Below are 19,029 nucleotides of genomic sequence, written 5' to 3' on the forward strand. Positions count from 1 at the left end.
CGATTGTATTCGAGGCTTATTTCTTTTGGCATACAACATTAAATACCCCAGCCATCCAATCTTTATTGACGACGGGCTCAAATTGGCTATTAGGTGTCTTGTTATCGGAGACTATATTGCCACTACCTTTATTGCCTGAGAATTCTTTATATTCAATTGGACGGTAACTGATCCCAGGGCAGTTATATTCGTTTAGACCAACAATAGAGTTGACTACCTGTTTGTTTGTTGGATTTAAACCAGGTTTTTTAAAATCTAGCATCGACATAATTTGCGCTTTTTCTCCGCTATCTCGTATCGTATCTAAATCTACATAAACCACTATGAGATCATCTGAGCCTAATTCTTTCCACTCTGCATAAGCAGTATTAGTTAAAAATAATAATGCGATCACAATGGATGAGGTAAAAAAGGAGTTATATTTTTTCATGTGTATTGATCCTAATTAGTTTAATCAGTGCTTATTTATACCAAGATGATACTTTATACGTCTTGGGGATCGGCCACGCGAAGTTCTACTTAATAGCCAATTCGAGTTGGCGCTTGGTATGTTCGGGCTTCATTTGCAAGGGTAGATTTTCATTCTTGGCCCATAGCGGGTTCATATTCCGATAGAACTTACTTTGAACCCAGCCAGATTGTCCTGTCTGATAGATGAATAGAGACTTCTCCAGATCAGAAAAATCATAAATCGTGCGCAAACTAGGTGCTTGGATGGTTGCGTAGGGGTTGCTGGATTTGAGCAATTCAGGTCTACCGACATTGATGGAAAATCCGTCCCCCGGAAAAGGCGTCTTAATATTGAAAGTTTCCCCAAGCAAGGGCACCTTGCTTAATGGGCGATGTTCAGAGATGGCGATATGGGCTTTACCCCATGCCCATGTTTTAGGATCATTGCCGTATTGGCTGCTGAGATAGTCTAGCGCCTGATCAAAAGCATTATTTGAAGCATCACTACAGGATTCCACAGCAGGCGTTTTTAGATTGTCACACCAAGGGCTCTCGGGATTTTGTAGTGCAAGAATGAGTGAGTTTCTAAAACTACGTGAGCCATAGTTTTCAGTAAATAAATAGCCTAAGCGCGAGAATAAATTCCGTGTAAGCTGATCAGCCCAGGCGTTAAAAATCAGGGCACCAGCGCTGTCTACTTTCATATCACCATCGAATGCCTTGCTGATCTCTAAAGCTTGAGGAGCGAGCTTATGGCTAGACTGACTAGCTTTAAATAAAGATAACAACGGAGTCGCACCTAAGGAAAGCGTATCTGCCTGCATGGTTTTCATGTCATTCGTATCATGGCTATTCCTAGATTTGATGAGTTCCACAATGCGGTCATATCTTGTTGGCATTTCCCAATCTCCTGTTAAGGGATTTGGGTCGTTGACTGCAATGATCTTTTGATTGGCGGTGGCGATCCACCCTTGCTCTGGGTTATTGCTAGAGGGTAATTGATCAAAGGGTACATAGCCGTTCCAATCAAATTGCTTATCCCATCCCAGCGCAGGGGCCACACCATATAAGCCCTGATGTAATACGCGTTTCGGAGCAACGCCAGCTGCCTGATAGGCGATATTGCCTTCGATATCTGCCATCACCACGTTTTGCATGGGTGCATAGTTTTTATAGAGCGCCTCTTTCAAGGAATTGAGATCTTTGGCACGATTCATATCCAGCAAGCTGACAACAGATTGGTTCTCCAGATCTAGGGCAGTCCAGCGTAGCGCTAAAGCAAAGCGACTGGTGTCGATAGTGCGCTTAGCGCGGGCATAGGAGTCAGAGATGACTGGACCATGTCTGGTTTCCTTGACCAGAAAATGGAGTGAAGGTGAGCCCTTGATATCAATGATTTCTTGATGAACCTTGAACGGCAGATAACCATCGGGGCCACGATACATACCCGGATTTGCAGGATCAATTTGTTCGATATATAAATCTTGAACATCAGGACCCGTGTTGGTGAAACTCCACGCTAATGTATCGGTTCTCCCTAAAACAACCGCAGGGATCCCAGGCAGCGTGGCACCAATCACATCCAAGCCTGGGGCATTGAGGTGGGCAAAGTACCAGATGGCAGGAGCGGATAAACCTAAATGAGGATCATTTGCCAATAAAGGCTTACCACTGGCTGTGAGCTTGCCACTTAAGGCCCAGTTATTCGAGCCAATCCCGTCTTTACCGCCCGGTAGTGCAATCGAGCTCAGTTCGGTAGAGGGAAGTTTCTTGGACTTGTCTTGTGCTGGGCCTGCATTGGGATTAAAGACTTTGAGATCTTGGTAGATTTTGGCAAAGTCCATATTACTAACGGGTTCACCTGCATCGTATGGAGGGGTAATCTCCCAGACTTGTTTGGTACTCAGAAATTGTGAGAGCTCTAAGCGTTGTAATTCTTTTTGCCAGTTACCGCCCAAATCGTAGGCCATCATTAACATCCAAGCAACACTATCCGTTGGAGACCAGTGACCTGGTTTTGATCCCGTTAAAAAGTATTCGACGGGAAGCGCCCAAGCTAAATGCGCATTGCCAGCATTCACCCCATCAGCATAGGCTTGAAGCATTCGTTTGGCTGCTACAGGGTATCGATCAAATTGGCGTTCAGCAGCACGCTTGATACCAAGCGTACGAATAAAGCGATCAATACTAACGGTATCGTTACCTAGTATTTCAGATAGTCGGCCGCTGGCTAAACGGCGATTCATTTCGAGTTGCCATGAACGTTCAGAGGCATGTAAATACCCCAAGGCAAATACAGCATCAGTAGGGGAGTTTGCTTTGATATGGGGGATCTCTGCTTCATCAAAAGTAATCACTACTGAATCCCCCAGACCTTTGATGACCCGTTTACCGGAAGGACTGGTTTTAGCTGAATAGAGATAGGCAATAGTGGCAAGCAGACAGATCACGCAGGCTAAGCCACCTACCCAAAAGAGGAGGCGCAAAAACTGACCAAGAACAGTCTGATTACGAGGGGATTTCATGAGGGTAGTTTAGTGGTTTTGCTGAATTGAGCCCTAGCTCTGGGCAGTTAGCGCTTCCCGAGTCTTTCTGGGCTCGCGTGCTAAAATTTCGTCTGTCTTGATTTATTTAGCGCAGCTTTATTGCTAGTGCGAGCCCCAGTGGCGAAATCGGTAGACAAAGTAGATTTAAATTTATTTAACTCTGCAAAAGCAAGAGCGAGTGTGGCGGAATCGGTATACGCACAAGACTTAAAATCTTGCGCCCGTAAGGGATTGAGGGTTCAAGTCCCTCCACTCGCACCAATAATGTAAGCTTTTCCTCATGAAGATTTTGAGAAGACTCTATCTAATAATCCCCTTATTGCTTTGCTCAACTACTTCTGTGATGGGGCAATCCATTTTCTTTGATTGCAAAAGAACAGAAAAGGATTTTGTTGAAGAGTATGGAATGAAAATTACGCTTGCCTCAAAGACTCAAAAGGCAAAAGTATTTTTGGATGATCGGGATTTGGATCAGTCCGATGCCTTTGGAACGCAAGTTGTGAAGAGTGTCACTCTTGCCCGCCCAAATATTTTCATTGTGCTAGAAGCCAGTTTCCCGCCTGAGGAACTCATGGGTACTTCTTATTCCGCCGGCACTGTTTCAACGCAAATTACGCTTGATCCAGTTACTGGCAAACTCAAAAAAGTAGAAAAAATCCAAGGCGGTATTCTCGGCGCATCTCTAGGAAATGGCACTCACGTCAGTGAAGAAATCTGCTTACCCGCCAAAATCCCTTTTAAACCTCAATAGGATTTAGTCTGGCTCTGTTACAAATCCAAGTTTAGTTAGGCCCGCGCGGCGCGATGCTGCTAATACTTGCGCTACATATTCATATTTGACAGACTTATCCGCGCGTAAATTAATTTCCGGTTGTGGATCTTTTCCAGCAGCTTTTTCTGCATAGCCATCAAAGGTCTTTAAATCAATTGCGGTGCTATTCCAAAAGATTTGGCCTTTAGCATCAATCGATACCTGTACTGATTCGGGTTTGACTTCATTGCGCACGCTATTCGCCTTTGGAAGTTCAACTTTGACTGCTTGCTGGATCACTGGAAGGGTGATGATGAAAATAATCAACAACACCAACATGACGTCAACCATCGGCGTCATATTGATTTCTGCCATGATGGCGTCATCACTCTGGTCTTCTTTAATATGAAAAGACATACTTATTCTCCGGAGTCCACGCGTGCACCAGTAACAAAGTACGCTAGCAAGTCGTTACCAAAGCGATTCAGGTCGGCTACCAGTAATTTATTTGCACGGTTGATGGCGTTAAATCCGAGTACTGCAGGGATCGCAACTGCTAGTCCTAAAGCCGTCATGATGAGTGCTTCACCAATTGGGCCAGCGACTTGGTCAATATGAGCACTACCAGAGCTACTAATCGAGATCAAGGCATGGTAAATACCCCATACGGTACCAAACAAGCCAATAAACGGTGCGACGGCACCAGTAGAGCCCAAGAAAGTCAGTCCTTTTTGTAAACCTGCGGCAATAGCATCGACACTATTCTTCAGACTGCGAGCCATCCACTCAGAGTAATTGAGTGTTTGTAACAGTTCGCGATGATTGGCCGATTGGCTTTGGTGATGGGTTGATGCGCCCGCTGCCGATTTAGCAATGTGATAGTAAGGATTATTTGCTTGATGGGTAAAAGCATGCAAGCCTTGTTCGTAAGAAGTGGCGCGCCAGAACACATCGAGTTCTGGTTTAAGTTTGCGCAGATTGCGTAAGTCCCAGAAGCGGGTTAGCAAAATCACCCAAGTAATGATTGAGCAGGTCAGAAGTGCAAGTGCTACAAAGCGGGTAATGAAATCGCCTTCGATCCAAAGATTTGCTATGCCAAATGGTGTATTCATAATGATTAGTTCTTGAGGTTAAATTTGATTAAAAGGTTGGTAGAAATTCTTTGGGGTGTTCCATTTACTAAAAAAGGTTGGAAGCGATAGCGCCTTCCAATTTCACTTGCTGCACGATCAAGTCTTGGGAAGGTACTTGATTGTAATAAAGCGATATCTTCGACACTCCCGGTTTCATCAATAATTAAACGCACTACCACTGCACCTTGCTCACCCGATCTCTTTGAGAATGAGGGATAGTAGGCATCAGCATCGGGTTGATAGACCACAACGAGTTTACCAATATCAGTCTGAATCGGCGTACCACTAGTGCCCCCTGCAGAAGAAGGGGCTACAGCAGCATTTTGTGGCTGAGATTCACTCTTAGCCTCAGATTGCTTTTGGGGTGGTGTAGGTTGTTGGGCTGGAGTCTGGGGAGAAACAGGCTTTGGTAAAGGCTTTTCCTCAACCGGTTTCTTAGGCTCTTCCTTCGGCTTTGGTGGAGTTGCGGCTGGAGCTTGCTGACTCTTCTGAGCGGGCTCAGGACTAACTAAGTTGACGGCAACCCGCTCATCATCTGTTTTAGTGGATGGTGAAGTCCAGTGCAAAAAGTCTAAAGCAGGCAATATATGCAATACCAGAACAATGCAAATAATGATTCGTTCTGATTTAGTGAACGGCATGTGCAAATCTATTTTTTGCAGTAAGGTGCTCATGCAATTTCGCCTAAGCGTTTTGAGCTAATGAAATGGGATTGCAGGTCACTGAACATCAAATCTTTTGCCATTCCCAGAAGTAAGGATTCGTTTTTGCTGCTGATGAATATTACTGTACCGCGACCTTGAGATTGCAAGTCTTGATCTCGGTTTTCTATTTGACGCTGCAGTTGCTTGACTACGGCTTCGCTGGTGTCAACTAAGGTAATAGAGTCACCTAATAGCTTGCGAATGGCTTTTCTTAAAAAGGGGTAGTGGGTACAACCCAGCACCAAGGTATCGGCACCGGCATCCAGGATCGGCGCTAGATGCTGACCTAGTAAGTCTAAAGCCTCTGCGCTATCTGCTTTGCCAGCTTCAATTAAGGGCACCAGACCTGCGCCAGATTGTTTAATGACGTGACAATTTTCAGGCAGGGTTGCAAGTAGGGCATTGAACTTATCACTCTTTAGGGTGGCTTCAGTCGCCAATACCCCAACAATGCCATTTTTGGTTTGCATTGCTGCTGGCTTAATTCCGGGCTCAACGCCAATAATTGGAATTTCCAGTTCAGCACGGATTTGTTTAATTGCTTGCGCAGTGGCGGTATTGCAAGCAATCACAATCGCATCACAGCCATTGCTAGCTAAGTACTTACACAAGACCATACTTCGGCCTGCAATCCAGTCGCTGGACTTTTCACCATAAGGCGCATTGGCAGAATCGGCAAGATAGATGTAGTCATGCTGGGGAAGCTGACGCAGAGCCTCATCCAAAATGGATAAGCCGCCAACGCCAGAATCAAAAACCCCAATGAGTGCCAATGTGAAAGCGATCTAAGGCTAATTAAATAATCTTGACTGGAATACCAGCAATTTTTGCCTGCCATTCTTTAGGGCCAGTCTGATGCATCGAGATGCCTTCGGAATTCACGGCCACTGTTACCGGCATGTCTTTAACATCGAACTCATAAATGGCTTCCATGCCCAAGTCAGCAAAGCCCACTACTTTCGCAGACTGAATTGCTTTCGATACTAAGTAAGCGGCACCACCAACGGCCATGAGATAGGCTGATTTATGTTTCTTAATTGCCTCAATGGCTTCAGGCCCACGCTCAGCTTTACCGATCATTGATATCAACCCAGTCTTCGCGAGCATCATCTCGGTGAACTTATCCATCCGCGTAGAAGTAGTAGGACCCGCTGGCCCAACTGCCTCATCACGGACAGGGTCGACTGGACCAACGTAGTAAATCACGCGATCCTTAAAGCTCACTGGTAATTCTTCGCCTTTGGCCAGCATATCTTGGATCCGTTTATGTGCCGCATCGCGACCAGTCAAAATCTTGCCGTTCAATAACAAAGTCTCACCAGGTTTCCAACTGGCTACTTCAGCAGCAGTGAGAGTATCTAAATTCACGCGCTTGGATTTTTGAACATCAGGAGTCCAGGTGACATCTGGCCAATCGGATAGGGAGGGTTTCTCTAACTTGGCCGGGCCATCGCCGTGCAAATGGAAATGGATGTGACGGGTTGCTGCACAGTTTGGGATCATGGCTACTGGCAGAGAGGCTGCGTGAGTTGGGTATTCCAGGATCTTGACATCAAGGACAGTAGTCAAACCACCAAGACCTTGCGCGCCAATCCCTAATTTATTAACCTTGTCATAAATTTCAAGACGCAGCTCTTCAGCACGCGTTTTTGCACCACGAACGATGAGTTCTTGAATATCTACAGGACCCATTAAAGATTCTTTAGCCATGAGCATGGCTTTTTCTGGAGTGCCACCAATACCGATGCCTAAGATACCGGGAGGGCACCAGCCAGCACCCATGGTGGGGACAGTTTTGACAACCCAATCGACAACCGAGTCTGAAGGATTGAGCATCACCATCTTGGCTTTGTTTTCCGAACCACCTCCTTTGGCAGCGCAGATGACTTCGACATCATCTCCGGGAACGATTTCATAATGAATTACAGCAGGGGTGTTATCACCAGTATTGCTGCGTTTGCCTGCAGGGTCAGCCAAGACTGAAGCACGGAGCGTATTGTCTGGATTGAGGTAAGCACGGCGTACTCCTTCATTCACCATGTCGCTGACACTCATCGTCGCATCAGGCCATTGCACATTCATGCCCACTTTTAGGAATACCACTGCAATACCGGTGTCTTGGCACATCGGGCGATGGCCCTCGGCACACATCCGGCTATTGGTCAGGATTTGGGCAATCGCATCTTTCGCGCCATGACCTTGCTCGAGCTCATAAGCTCTGCCAAGAGCAGCAATGAAGTCCTTTGGGTGATAGTAAGAAATGAACTGGAAAGCATCGGCAACGCTTTGAATGAGGTCGTTTTGTTTGATATTGGTCATCGTTTTTTGGCTTATTTCCACATTAATAGTAAGGTTTCGCCTATTTTAAGGGTTTGCCATAGAGCACATCCCGAGTGTTTTCACTTATCTTCTATGGTTCTAGGGGTGTAAACCCCCCATTTTGCGATATTTTCGCGCTTTTGTATTTGTTATTAAGCAGTTATTAGTTTATGAGTCGATTGATTATTAAAAAGAGGGCTGTGTAGCATGGAACCATTAAAGCAAGAAAACCGCATTTTTAACCCACCTGCAGACTTTATCAAGGGGGCCGCCATTCCAGGAATGGATGCCTATAACAAGTTATGCGCTGAGGCTAATAATGACTATGACGGTTTTTGGGGTCGCCTTGCGAAAGAAAATCTGTATTGGAAAAAACCCTTCACTACAGTGTTAGATGAATCTAAAGCGCCTTTTTATAAATGGTTTGAAGATGGCACAACAAATGCTTCCTATATCTGCTTAGACCGCCAGGTTGAAAATGGCTTAGGTGATAAGACAGCGATTATTTTTGAGGCTGACGACAGCCTAGTCACTACAGTGACTTACAAAGAGTTGCTGGAGCGCGTTTGCAAAATGGCAAATGCACTGCGCAAGATGGGTATCAAGTCTGGTGACCGTGTCATTATTTATATGTCAATGTCCGTTGAAGGCATTATTGCAATGCAAGCTTGTGCCCGTATCGGGGCTACTCACTCTGTTGTGTTTGGCGGTTTCTCTGCTAAATCATTGCAAGAACGGATTGTTGACGTTGGTGCAGTTGCGGTCATTACCGCAGATGAACAATTTCGTGGTGGTAAGGAGTTGCCACTTAAAGTGATTGTTGATGAAGCGCTTGCTTTGGGTGAATGTGAAAAAGTAAAAAACGTGATTGTGTATAAGCGTACCGGCCGAACTATTCCAATGGTGGCAGGTCGCGATTCTTGGATGCATGACGTCGTTGCCAATGAGCCTGCGACTTGTGAGCCAGAATGGGTCAGCGCAGAGCATCCACTATTTGTTCTCTATACATCGGGCTCAACCGGAAAGCCTAAGGGTGTTCAGCACTCTACAGGCGGTTACTTGTTGTGGACGATTTTGACCATGAAGTGGACCTTTGATATTAAGCCCAGCGATGTATTTTGGTGTACTGCTGATATTGGCTGGGTAACAGGACACTCGTATATTACGTATGGCCCTCTCGCGGTGGGTGCTACGCAGATTGTGTTTGAGGGCGTTCCAACTTATCCCAATGCGGGCCGCTTCTGGCAGATGATCCAAAAACACAAGGCAACTATTTTCTACACCGCCCCAACAGCGATTCGTTCCTTGATCAAAGCATCCAGTAACGACCAAGCTATTCATCCTCAGAGTTATGATTTATCCTCTTTGCGCCTCTTGGGCTCAGTCGGCGAACCGATTAATCCCGAAGCTTGGATGTGGTACTACGAGAACGTTGGTGGCTCACGTTGCCCAATCGTGGATACCTTCTGGCAGACAGAAACTGGTGGTCACATGATTTCACCATTACCAGGTGCCACCCCAATGATTCCTGGTTCATGTACATTGCCATTGCCAGGCATCATGGCAGCGATTGTGGATGAAGTTGGTCACGATGTACCGAATGGGCATGGCGGTATTTTAGTTGTCAAGCGTCCATGGCCTTCTATGATTCGGAATATTTGGGGTGATCCAGACCGTTTTGTGAAGTCTTACTTCCCAGAAGAGCTGGGCGGCACTTTGTATCTAGCGGGTGATGGCGCAATCCGGAATAAGGAGACTGGTTACTTCACGATTACGGGACGTATCGATGACGTCTTGAATGTTTCTGGTCACCGGATGGGAACGATGGAAATCGAGTCTTGTTTAGTTGCTAATCCATTGGTTGCTGAAGCAGCAGTGGTTGGCCGTCCCGATGAATTGACTGGTGAAGCGATTTGTGTGTTTGTGGTTCTGAAAGGCGGACGCCCAACTGGAGATCAGGCCAAAATGATTGCCACAGAGTTGCGTAACTGGGTAGGTAAAGAGATTGGCCCCATTGCTAAGCCAAAAGATGTGCGCTTTGGTGATAACTTGCCGAAGACGCGTTCAGGCAAGATCATGCGCCGTCTCTTGCGTGTAATTGCTAAAGGTGAGGAAATTACTCAAGACACCTCTACCCTTGAGAATCCAGCAATTTTGGACCAACTTAAAGAGGCTCTTTAAGCACTTCTAAGGAAATCCCTTGCGGAAAACGTATAATCAGCGGTTCCGGAAGGGTGGATGAGCGGTTTAAGTCACACGCCTGGAAAGCGTGCGTAGGTTAATAGCCTACCGCGGGTTCGAATCCCGCCTCTTCCGCCAAGTAGTCTAAAACCACCTTCGGGTGGTTTTTTATTGAGACTTTCTCGTAAGATGTTAGCGATGAATACCTACAACAATAAACAGATGGAGAGAATATGATTTTTGCAATTTTATTAATGGATCGTCCTGGTACAGCAGATTTGCGGATTCAGGTTCGACCTGAGCATCGTGCTTATCTTGCGAAATTATCTGATCGTATGGCTTTTGCTGGACCGCTGACTTCTGAAGATGGCCAAACAACGGTTGGCAGCTTATTGGCAATGGATTTTCCCAGTAGGGCAGATTTAGATGCTTGGCTACAGGATGAGCCATTCACTAAAGCCGGTGTCTATGAGAAACCCATCATTCATGTTTTTAATAATAAGTGGGCGCAAAAGGCTGGATTTCCACCAGTGGAATAAAACCGTCAGTTAAGCAGGGTTGTTACTTTTGGTATATCATCTGATGATATATTATGAGGAATGCGAAAACGTGGGATTGTGACTCTTTTGGATCTTCATCAAGAGGTCATAGATCAGGATGATGGTTAATGGGTGAAGATTGAGGCTTGGGAAGTGCCAGCTAGTGATGCCATACCTCACGGGGTGCGCTATTCATTAACTTTACATATCCCAAGGGGTTTAAGAATTCTGGGTTACGACAATGCTCATGCAGTGCAGATGAAATCGGGTTACTCCGGTAGAAAATTGACGTACGCTCACAAGCATCGAAGTGCTAATGATCCAGGGGTACGATATGAGTTTAAAGATGCGTACCAACCATTAGATGATTTTTTTGCGGATGTCGATAAGGCCTTAAAAACGGACAAAGAAATATGAAGGTTATCAAAATAGGGATTGCGTCACAAAAAGATATTCGGGCGCGCGTTTTGGCTATTGCTAAGGGCGATCTGAAGCCGAAGGCAAGTGATCCAAAGATTTGGTTTACTTCAATGCGCTCCTTGGCACAGGTCTTGAGTGATGAAAACAGGGCCTTGTTGCATGTCATTAGAGCGTCGAAGCCAGTATCGATTTCTGAGTTAGCAGAACTTACTGGAAGAAAGCAGGGGAACTTATCCCGCACATTAAAAACAATGTCAAATTATGGTTTGGTCAAAATGCTACAGGAAGCGAGGGCTTTAAGGCCTGTAGCCTGTGGTGATCGTTATGAAATAACACTTCATTAATTAAGCCTTTAAATCCATCTGCATCTTGGGTAAAGCCCCCATACCCACAGAAAAGCGTATTAAAGGAAATGGGAAGCATTGACTTTGCTGATATTTACCAAATTGTACAAATCGAGACTTCCCTTAACCTGAAATCAATAATCCAGTAGACTTCGGGTATGAATTCACCAAAATTACGACTCACTTTATCTCTAGCGACCTTTTCGGTCCTTTCCCTGGCTGGCTGTGGCTCCATTGAGTCCGCTGCCCAAGAAGATTGCACCTCAATCGGTTGGCAGATTGGGAGTAAAGGGTATGAAGACTGCTATAGAGCTAGGTTGTATGAGCGTAAGCTAGATTATTCCAATCCACCCGGCGATAGACCTAGACCTTCAATGATTTAATAGGGTAAACCCTAGTCCCTATTCCCTTGAGCGCCGTCAAGGACTTCAAGGTAAAAATAACCCAAAATTAGCCTTGATTTTGGGGTTTCTTGTATACAGCACAGTAGTGCATTAGCGCTTATATTAGTGTTCCCAATCTAAAGCATTGAACTTCATTTTCAGCACATAAAAACACGCATTGATATTGCGATTAGAAATTCGAGACCATCTACTATGAATCACCCCAAGCCCTCAGGAGAAATCACCGCAGTTGCCGTTGCTACTGCAGATGATTTAAGGGAGACTATTCGCCGTAAGAGCAAGCTGAAAGGTCGTCAAGCTGACGATGCTTCTTTGGTAGAAGTACGACAGCTAATTGGTGATGCGCCACACCGTCGTGACTTATTAATTGAAAATCTTCACAAACTAAATGATGAGTATCGTGCTTTGCATGACCGCCATTTAGTAGCCTTGGCAAAAGAAATGAATTTACCGATGGCTGAAGTGTATGAGGTAGCTACTTTCTATCACCATTTCGAAGTAGTACGTGGCAATGACCCCGTTGCAGATATAACTATTCGTGTGTGTGATGGCATCGCTTGTGAGTTGGCCGGCGCACAAAATCTATTGGCAAAGCTGCCAGCTATTCTGGGTAATCCGAAAGTCAAAGTGATTGCAGCGCCATGCGTCGGTCGCTGTGAACAAGCTCCAGTAGCCGTGGTTCACCAGTACCCAGTTCTTTTTGCTACCACTGATAAGGTAGCAGCAGCAGTGAAAAATGATTTGACGATTCAGCCTCTGGCTAAAGATGATGGGCTGTTTGATCCTGCCGCATTAGTAGAGCAGAGTATTTCACCTCAAGGCTTGCACCAAGCAGTTTCTCCTGACTATGTTGGTTACGCTGCATATCGTACTCAAGGCGGATACGCTCTTGCAAAAGAAATTATCGATGGCAAGCATGACGCTGAAAGCATCATCAAAGTGATGGAAAGTTCTGGCTTACGTGGACTAGGTGGTGCCGGTTTTCCAGCGGGTCGCAAGTGGCGTATCGTCAAAGATCAGGTGGCGCCAAAACTCATGGCGGTCAATATTGATGAAGGTGAGCCTGGCACATTTAAAGATCGTACTTATTTAGAGCGCGATCCACATCGCTTTCTGGAAGGTTTATTAATTGCTGCCCACGTAGTAGGGATTGATGCATGTTATATCTACCTGCGCGATGAATATCACGGTTGTCGTGAGCTCTTAGAGCTTGAGTTGGCCAAGCTGAAGGCTAATCCCCCTTTCAAATTACCTACTATTGAACTACGTCGTGGCGCCGGTGCCTATATCTGCGGTGAAGAATCTGCCATGATTGAAAGTATTGAAGGTAAGCGTGGTGAGCCGCGTATGCGTCCGCCTTACATTGCACAAGTGGGCTTGTTTGGAAGGCCAACGCTTGAGCATAACTTTGAGACCCTTTATTGGGTACGCGATATTGTTCAGCGTGGTCCAGAGTGGTTTAGTTCTTTTGGCAGACACGAGCGTAAAGGTTTGCGGAGCTTTAGCGTGAGTGGGCGCGTCAAGGAGCCGGGTGTGAAATTGGCCCCAGCAGGCATTACGATTCAAGAATTGATTGATGAATATTGTGGTGGTATGCAAGAGGGTTACCAGTTCTACGGCTATTTACCTGGCGGCGCTTCGGGCGGTATCTTGCCAGCCACCATGAATGACATTCCATTGGATTTCGATACCCTGCAACCCTACGGTTGCTTTATTGGATCTGCAGCGGTGATGGTATTTAGTGATAAAGATAAAGCCCGTGATATGGCGCTTAATGTGATGCATTTCTTTGAGCATGAAAGCTGTGGTCAATGTACTCCCTGTCGTGTTGGCACTGGTAAAGCTGCAAAATTAATGCAAGCCCAATCTTGGGATCAAGATACCTTAGAAGACTTGGCAACCGTCATGGTGGATGCCTCTATTTGTGGTCTAGGTCAGGCGGCACCCAATCCAATTCGTTGTATTCATAAATATTTCCCGAATGAAGTTGCATAAGGAAGTCGCTTAAAGAGATTAGGGAAGAACGAGACAAACATGAACGCACCAACCAATCCTCAAGAACTCGAATTACAAACAGTCGAATTCAAGTTAGACGGCAAGACGATTGTTTCCTATGAAGGCGAAACTATTCTGAAGGCTGCTAAGCGCCACGGTATTGATATTCCCCATTTATGTTTTAAAGATGGTTACCGAGCAGATGGTAATTGCCGAGCTTGCGTTGTAGAAATTAATGGCGAACGGACCTTGGCCCCGAGCTGCTGCAGAAGTGCCACCCCTGGTATGGAGGTCAAAGCCAATAGCGAGCGCGCTGTAAAGAGCCAGAAATTAGTGCTGGAGATGCTCCTTTCCGATATGCCCGATGAAGGCTTTAAGTGGGTGGGTGATAGCAAAGAAGAAGAACTCAAACAGCAGCATGGTGAACTGAGTATCTGGGCTACTCGAATGAATGTCAGTGTTCGTCCAGAACTCAAAGCACTCCGTCGCGAAAAAGTGGCAAACGATGTCTCCCATCCTGCGATGGCAGTAAATCTAGATGCCTGTATTCAGTGCAACCGGTGTGTGCGCGCTTGTCGTGAAGAGCAAGTGAATGATGTGATTGGCTATGCCATGCGCGGCTCTCATAGTGAAATTGTGTTTGATTTGAATGATCCAATGGGTGATAGCACCTGCGTTGCTTGCGGTGAGTGTGTGCAAGCCTGCCCAACTGGTGCCTTGATGCCTAAAGGTTTAATTGGTTCGCAAACGGTTGATCGTAAAGTGGATTCTGTTTGCCCATTCTGCGGAGTAGGTTGCCAAATTACCTACAACGTCAAAGATGAAAAGATTGTGAGTGTTGAGGGTCGTGATGGGCCTGCTAACCATAATCGCCTCTGCGTTAAAGGTCGTTTTGGTATGGATTACATCCATAACCCGCAGCGCTTGACCAAGCCATTGATTCGTAAGTCTGGCATCCCGAAAGATGAGACCGCAATCCAGAATCCCCAAGACTGGTCAAATATCTTCCGTGAAGCAACTTGGGAAGAGGCTTTGGAAGTTGCTGGCGGTGGCTTGAAGAAACTCAAAGACCAGCATGGTTTAAAAGTTTTGGCTGGCTTTGGTTCTGCCAAAGGAAGTAATGAAGAAGCGTATTTATTTCAGAAATTAGTACGTGTAGGTTTTGGTAATAACAACGTTGACCATTGCACCCGCCTTTGTCATGCATCTTCGGTTGCAGCATTGCTTGAGGGTGTGGGCTCTGGTGCGGTTAGTAATCAGGTAAATGACGTAGAACACTCCAGTATGATTTTCTTAATTGGATCAAATCCCACTGCCAATCATCCGGTGGCTGCTACTTGGTTCAAGAACGCTGCTAAGCGTGGCGCCAAAATTGTGTTGTGTGATCCTCGCATGACGGAGATTAGCAAACATGCTTGGCGCACGCTGCAGTTCAAACCAGATACTGATGTGGCTATGCTTAATGCCTTGATCTATACGATCATTGAAGAGGGTTTAGTAGATCAAGATTTCATCAAGAGCCGGGCTAATAACTTTGAGGCATTAAAAGAAAATATCAAAGGCTATAGCCCTGAAGCCATGGCACCAATCTGCGGTATTCCTCCTGAGACTTTGCGTGAAGTGGCTAGAGAGTTTGCGACTACTAAATCAGCCATGGTTTTATGGGGCATGGGTATTAGCCAACACGTTCATGGTACTGATAATGCGCGCTGCTTAATTGCCTTAGTAAGCATCACAGGTCAAATTGGTAAACCTGGTTCAGGCCTGCATCCGCTGCGTGGTCAAAACAATGTGCAGGGTGCCAGTGATGCTGGCTTGATTCCCATGATGTTCCCAAATTATCAGCGCGTAGATCAAGATGCTGCACATGAATGGTTTGAAAACTTTTGGGATAGTAAGCTAGATAAAAAGCCTGGCTATACCGTAGTAGAAATCATGCACAAGATCACTGCGCCTGATAGTGATCCCGATAAGATTCGTGGTATGTACATTGAGGGTGAGAACCCAGCGATGAGTGATCCCGATTTAAATCATGCCCGTCATGCGCTAGCTTCATTGGAGCATTTAGTTGTTCAAGATATCTTTATGACTGAAACTGCGCTCTTAGCAGATGTGGTTTTACCAGCAAGCGCTTGGCCAGAAAAAGTTGGTACTGCTAGCAATACGGATCGTATGGTGCAAATGGGTAAGAAAGCGATTGACCCTCCAGGAGATGCAAAACCGGACTTGTGGATCATCCAGGAGATTGCTAAGCGAATGGGTCTCAATTGGAACTACCAGGGTCCGGATGATGGAGTAGCGGAAGTCTACGATGAAATGCGTCAAGCGATGCACGGTGCAATTAACGGTATCACTTGGGAGCGCCTAGAAAAAGAATCTAGCGTAACGTATCCATGCCTATCTGCAGAAGATCCCGGCCGTCCAATTGTGTTCGATGATCACTTTCCAACGATTGATGGAAAAGTGAAGTTGGTACCAGCCGATATCATTCCTGCGAATGAAAGACCGGATGCTGAGTACCCATTTGTTCTGATTACTGGTCGTCAATTAGAGCATTGGCATACTGGCAGTATGACGCGTCGCGCAACCGTACTGGATGCGATTGAACCCATGGCGACAGTTTCCATGAATGGTGAAGACATGACTGAGCTTGGCGTCACTGCTGGCGATGTGATTACGGTGCAATCTCGTCGCGGTGAGGTGGGTATTCATGTCCGTAGGGATGATGGCACTCCCCGAGGTGTGATCTTTATTCCGTTTGCTTACTATGAAGCAGCAGCCAACCTCATCACTAATCCTGCCTTAGATCCGTTTGGCAAAATTCCGGAATTTAAGTATTGCGCAGTCAAGCTTGCCAAGGGTGGAGAGGTGGCTAAGGTGATGGGATATGGTACTAATGATCCAGGCAGAAAGGTAATTGCCGCTGTATCTTAATTTTTTCTGCCAAGGAAAAGGCCGCCTTAGGGCGGTTTTTTCTTTGGAGAAACCCTTCCTGAGTAATTACTACATTTGTAGTAAAATGGTAGCAACGGGAGAATTCTATGGGCATGCCAGTACGAATTGATGATGATCTTTATGAATTGGCTAAGTTGGAGGCCAAAGTGGAGCATCGGACTATATCGGGACAAATCGAGTTTTGGGCAAAGGTAGGGCGGGCTGCTATTGATAATCCTGATTTACCGGTTTCTTTCATCATGGAGTCGCTAGCATCACTGGCCGAACCTCGCGAGCATTCAACCCCATTTGTTCCACGCTCTAGGAAACTTTAATGGCGTATGACGTTAAGCAAACGCGCCGATTCCTTAGACAATATAAAAAATTAAATGACATTGCTGCCAAAGATACAGATAAAGCTGTAGTCCAGGTAGCCACCAAACCCAAAATTGGGGAGAAAAAGAAGGGTGATTTGTCTGAATTATGGGTATTCAAGTTTAGAAGTGGCGGTCAAGTCTATTTACTTGGATATTCGATTAGAGATGGGCTCAAATTAATTTATTTAGAATCTATAGGTTCTCACGAAAACTTCTACAGAGACATCAAAAGATAAGTTAGTGGAGAGTTCTACTAACCTTTAGAATAAACAATTCATGGCTAGTTCAAAATCCTCCCCCGCTCAAACTCAAGCTGACTTACCTGTTCTGATTATTGGGGCAGGTCTTGCTGGCTTAACCGTTGCTCTCCATATGGCCGAGTCTCAGCCGGTGATATTGATGGCAAAGCGGGGATTAGGAGAGGCAGCTACTGCTTGGGCTCAAGGCGGCATCGTCGGTGTGGTTGATAAAGAGCATGACAGCATCGATTCTCATGTGGCTGACACGATTGATGCGGGTGCCGGTCTAGTAGTGGAATCTACCGCTCGCTATATTGCGGAAGAAAGTGCCGATGCGGTTAAATGGTTGGTAGAGCAGGGCGTACCATTTACTGCAGATGAGACTGGTCCAATGGGTTTGCATTTAACGCGTGAGGGCGGCCATAGCCATCGTCGCATTGCTCACGCCGCTGATGCAACAGGTAAAGCAATTCATGAAGTGTTGCTAGATAAAGCCAAAGCACATAAAAATATTCAGATCCTAGAGCACTGGATTGCACTCGATCTCATTACAAATCGTCAGCTTGACGCTAAAACGAAACGAAGTAAACCGAATCGTTGTTATGGAGTCTATGCTCTCGATATTAAAAATAACCGCGTAGAAACAATTCAAGCAAAATCGGTAGTACTGGCAACGGGTGGAGTCGGAAAGGTTTATCGCTATACCAGCAACCCGGATACAGCTACTGGTGATGGCATTGCTATGGCATGGCGTGCAGGATGCCGCGTTGGTAATATGGAGTTCATCCAGTTTCATCCCACTTGCTTGTATCACCCCAGCGATCGCACTTTCTTAATTACCGAAGCCATGCGTGGAGAGGGTGGAATCTTAAAACTTCCAGACGGCACACGCTTTATGCCAGATCATGATGATCGTAAAGAGCTAGCTCCCCGCGATATCGTTGCTCGGGCAATTGACTTTGAAATGAAAAAGCATGGTTTGGATTATGTTCACCTTGATGCAACCCATTTAGGTGAAGCTTTTATCAAAGAGCACTTCCCCATGATTTATGCGCGTTGCCTCAGTCTCGGTTTGGACATCACTAAAGAACCTATCCCAGTAGTGCCGGCAGCACACTACACTTGTGGAGGAGTAGTCACTGATTTGAAGGGTCGCACTGACTTACTGGGTCTCTATGCAGTCGGTGAGGCAACCTATACTGGCTTGCATGGTGCCAATCGCTTAGCAAGTAATTCATTATTAGAGTGCGTGGTGATTGGCAAAGCTGCTGCTGAAGATATCTCTGAACTCAAGACGCCAGTAATGCCAACTTTACCCCTCTGGGATGAAAGCCAAGTTGAAGATGCTGATGAACAGGTCGTGATTGCACATAATTGGGATGAATTACGTTCTTTAATGTGGAACTATGTGGGGATTGTGAGAACCAACCGCCGCTTAGAGCGTGCACTACACAGAATTAAGCTTCTCAGATATGAAGTACAGGAGTATTACGCTAACTTCAAAGTTACGCGAGATTTAATTGAATTGCGCAACTTACTCGAGTGCGCTGAACTGATTGTGCGCTCTGCCTTAATGCGCAGAGAGAGTCGTGGCCTCCACTACAGTCGAGATTATCCAGGCACTTGGGCAGTCTCTTACCCAACCATTTTGACCCCCCAAGCCGAAGGTAGTGAAAACACCAAGGAAACCTAA

General features: G+C 45.9%; 18 protein-coding genes and 2 tRNA genes. 13 read left to right on the plus strand and 7 right to left on the minus strand.

Annotated elements, in window-relative coordinates; translation table 11 throughout:
• Positions 1-16 precede the first annotated feature (16 nt).
• Both ICN45_RS00175 and ICN45_RS00180 read right to left on the minus strand, forming a co-directional pair.
• A complete protein-coding gene (locus tag ICN45_RS00175; RefSeq protein WP_216171886.1) occupies positions 17-430 on the minus strand; it encodes a surface-adhesin E family protein in 414 nt (137 codons plus the stop codon).
• 85 nt (positions 431-515) lie between these two features.
• Positions 516-2,975, minus strand: a complete 2,460-nt coding sequence (locus ICN45_RS00180) for a penicillin acylase family protein (protein ID WP_216171888.1) — start codon at positions 2,973-2,975, stop codon at positions 516-518.
• A 195-nt stretch (positions 2,976-3,170) separates the two neighbouring features.
• Between ICN45_RS00180 and ICN45_RS00185 the strand changes: the two genes are divergently transcribed.
• A tRNA-Leu gene (locus ICN45_RS00185) sits at positions 3,171-3,257 on the plus strand.
• A 145-nt stretch (positions 3,258-3,402) separates the two neighbouring features.
• The gene (locus ICN45_RS00190) at positions 3,403-3,747 is read left to right on the plus strand and encodes a hypothetical protein (protein ID WP_255531025.1); all 345 of its coding nucleotides are present in this window, start codon (positions 3,403-3,405) and stop codon (positions 3,745-3,747) included.
• Between the two features lie 3 nt (positions 3,748-3,750).
• Here the strand turns inward: ICN45_RS00190 and ICN45_RS00195 are convergent, their stop codons facing one another.
• The 5 genes from ICN45_RS00195 to ICN45_RS00215 are packed head-to-tail and all read right to left on the minus strand — an operon-like array spanning position 3,751 to position 7,903.
• On the minus strand, positions 3,751-4,164 hold the full coding sequence (locus ICN45_RS00195) for an ExbD/TolR family protein (protein WP_216171890.1): 414 nt from the start codon (positions 4,162-4,164) through the stop codon (positions 3,751-3,753).
• A gap of 2 nt (positions 4,165-4,166) precedes the next feature.
• Positions 4,167-4,859, minus strand: coding sequence for a MotA/TolQ/ExbB proton channel family protein (locus ICN45_RS00200; RefSeq protein ID WP_216171892.1), 693 nt, complete (start codon positions 4,857-4,859; stop codon positions 4,167-4,169).
• Positions 4,860-4,864: 5 nt separating this feature from the next.
• Positions 4,865-5,554: an energy transducer TonB gene (locus tag ICN45_RS00205; RefSeq protein WP_216171894.1), complete on the minus strand. Its 690-nt coding sequence runs from the start codon at positions 5,552-5,554 to the stop codon at positions 4,865-4,867.
• Entirely contained in the window at positions 5,551-6,357 is an 807-nt protein-coding gene (gene murI, locus ICN45_RS00210) for a glutamate racemase (protein WP_216171896.1), read from the minus strand. The genes ICN45_RS00205 and murI overlap by 4 nt, the downstream gene beginning before the upstream one ends.
• A 22-nt stretch (positions 6,358-6,379) precedes the next feature.
• Positions 6,380-7,903 (minus strand): fumarate hydratase, encoded by a 1,524-nt coding sequence (locus tag ICN45_RS00215; protein WP_216171898.1) that lies wholly within the window; start codon positions 7,901-7,903, stop codon positions 6,380-6,382.
• Between the two features lie 207 nt (positions 7,904-8,110).
• Between ICN45_RS00215 and acs the strand changes: the two genes are divergently transcribed.
• From acs to nadB, 11 genes are all read left to right on the plus strand, one after another.
• Positions 8,111-10,084, plus strand: coding sequence for an acetate--CoA ligase (gene acs, locus ICN45_RS00220; protein ID WP_439650757.1), 1,974 nt, complete (start codon positions 8,111-8,113; stop codon positions 10,082-10,084).
• Positions 10,085-10,131: 47 nt separating this feature from the next.
• Positions 10,132-10,222, plus strand: a tRNA-Ser gene (locus tag ICN45_RS00225).
• Between the two features lie 95 nt (positions 10,223-10,317).
• Positions 10,318-10,623, plus strand: a complete 306-nt coding sequence (locus ICN45_RS00230; protein WP_216171900.1) for a YciI family protein — start codon at positions 10,318-10,320, stop codon at positions 10,621-10,623.
• Between the two features lie 132 nt (positions 10,624-10,755).
• Positions 10,756-11,040 carry a toxin-antitoxin system TumE family protein gene (locus ICN45_RS10360; RefSeq protein ID WP_369411450.1) on the plus strand — a complete coding sequence of 95 codons (285 nt, stop codon included), beginning with the start codon at positions 10,756-10,758 and terminating at the stop codon, positions 11,038-11,040.
• Positions 11,037-11,387, plus strand: coding sequence for an HVO_A0114 family putative DNA-binding protein (locus ICN45_RS00235; protein WP_216171902.1), 351 nt, complete (start codon positions 11,037-11,039; stop codon positions 11,385-11,387). The genes ICN45_RS10360 and ICN45_RS00235 overlap by 4 nt, the downstream gene beginning before the upstream one ends.
• 158 nt (positions 11,388-11,545) lie before the next feature.
• Positions 11,546-11,770 (plus strand): hypothetical protein, encoded by a 225-nt coding sequence (locus tag ICN45_RS00240; protein ID WP_216171904.1) that lies wholly within the window; start codon positions 11,546-11,548, stop codon positions 11,768-11,770.
• 213 nt (positions 11,771-11,983) lie between these two features.
• Entirely contained in the window at positions 11,984-13,786 is a 1,803-nt protein-coding gene (locus ICN45_RS00245; protein ID WP_216171906.1) for an NAD(P)H-dependent oxidoreductase subunit E, read from the plus strand.
• Between the two features lie 39 nt (positions 13,787-13,825).
• Complete coding sequence (gene fdhF / locus ICN45_RS00250) at positions 13,826-16,720, plus strand: formate dehydrogenase subunit alpha (protein ID WP_216171908.1); 2,895 nt, start codon at positions 13,826-13,828, stop codon at positions 16,718-16,720.
• Between the two features lie 107 nt (positions 16,721-16,827).
• Positions 16,828-17,055, plus strand: a complete 228-nt coding sequence (locus ICN45_RS00255; RefSeq protein ID WP_216171910.1) for a ParD-like family protein — start codon at positions 16,828-16,830, stop codon at positions 17,053-17,055.
• Positions 17,055-17,333, plus strand: a complete 279-nt coding sequence (locus ICN45_RS00260) for a type II toxin-antitoxin system RelE/ParE family toxin (protein WP_216171912.1) — start codon at positions 17,055-17,057, stop codon at positions 17,331-17,333. Before ICN45_RS00255 ends, ICN45_RS00260 begins: the two co-directional genes overlap by 1 nt.
• Before the next feature lie 40 nt (positions 17,334-17,373).
• Positions 17,374-19,029 (plus strand): L-aspartate oxidase, encoded by a 1,656-nt coding sequence (gene nadB / locus ICN45_RS00265; RefSeq protein ID WP_216171913.1) that lies wholly within the window; start codon positions 17,374-17,376, stop codon positions 19,027-19,029.

The sequence above is a fragment of the Polynucleobacter alcilacus genome, from assembly GCF_018881545.1.
Classification (GTDB): domain Bacteria; phylum Pseudomonadota; class Gammaproteobacteria; order Burkholderiales; family Burkholderiaceae; genus Polynucleobacter; species Polynucleobacter alcilacus.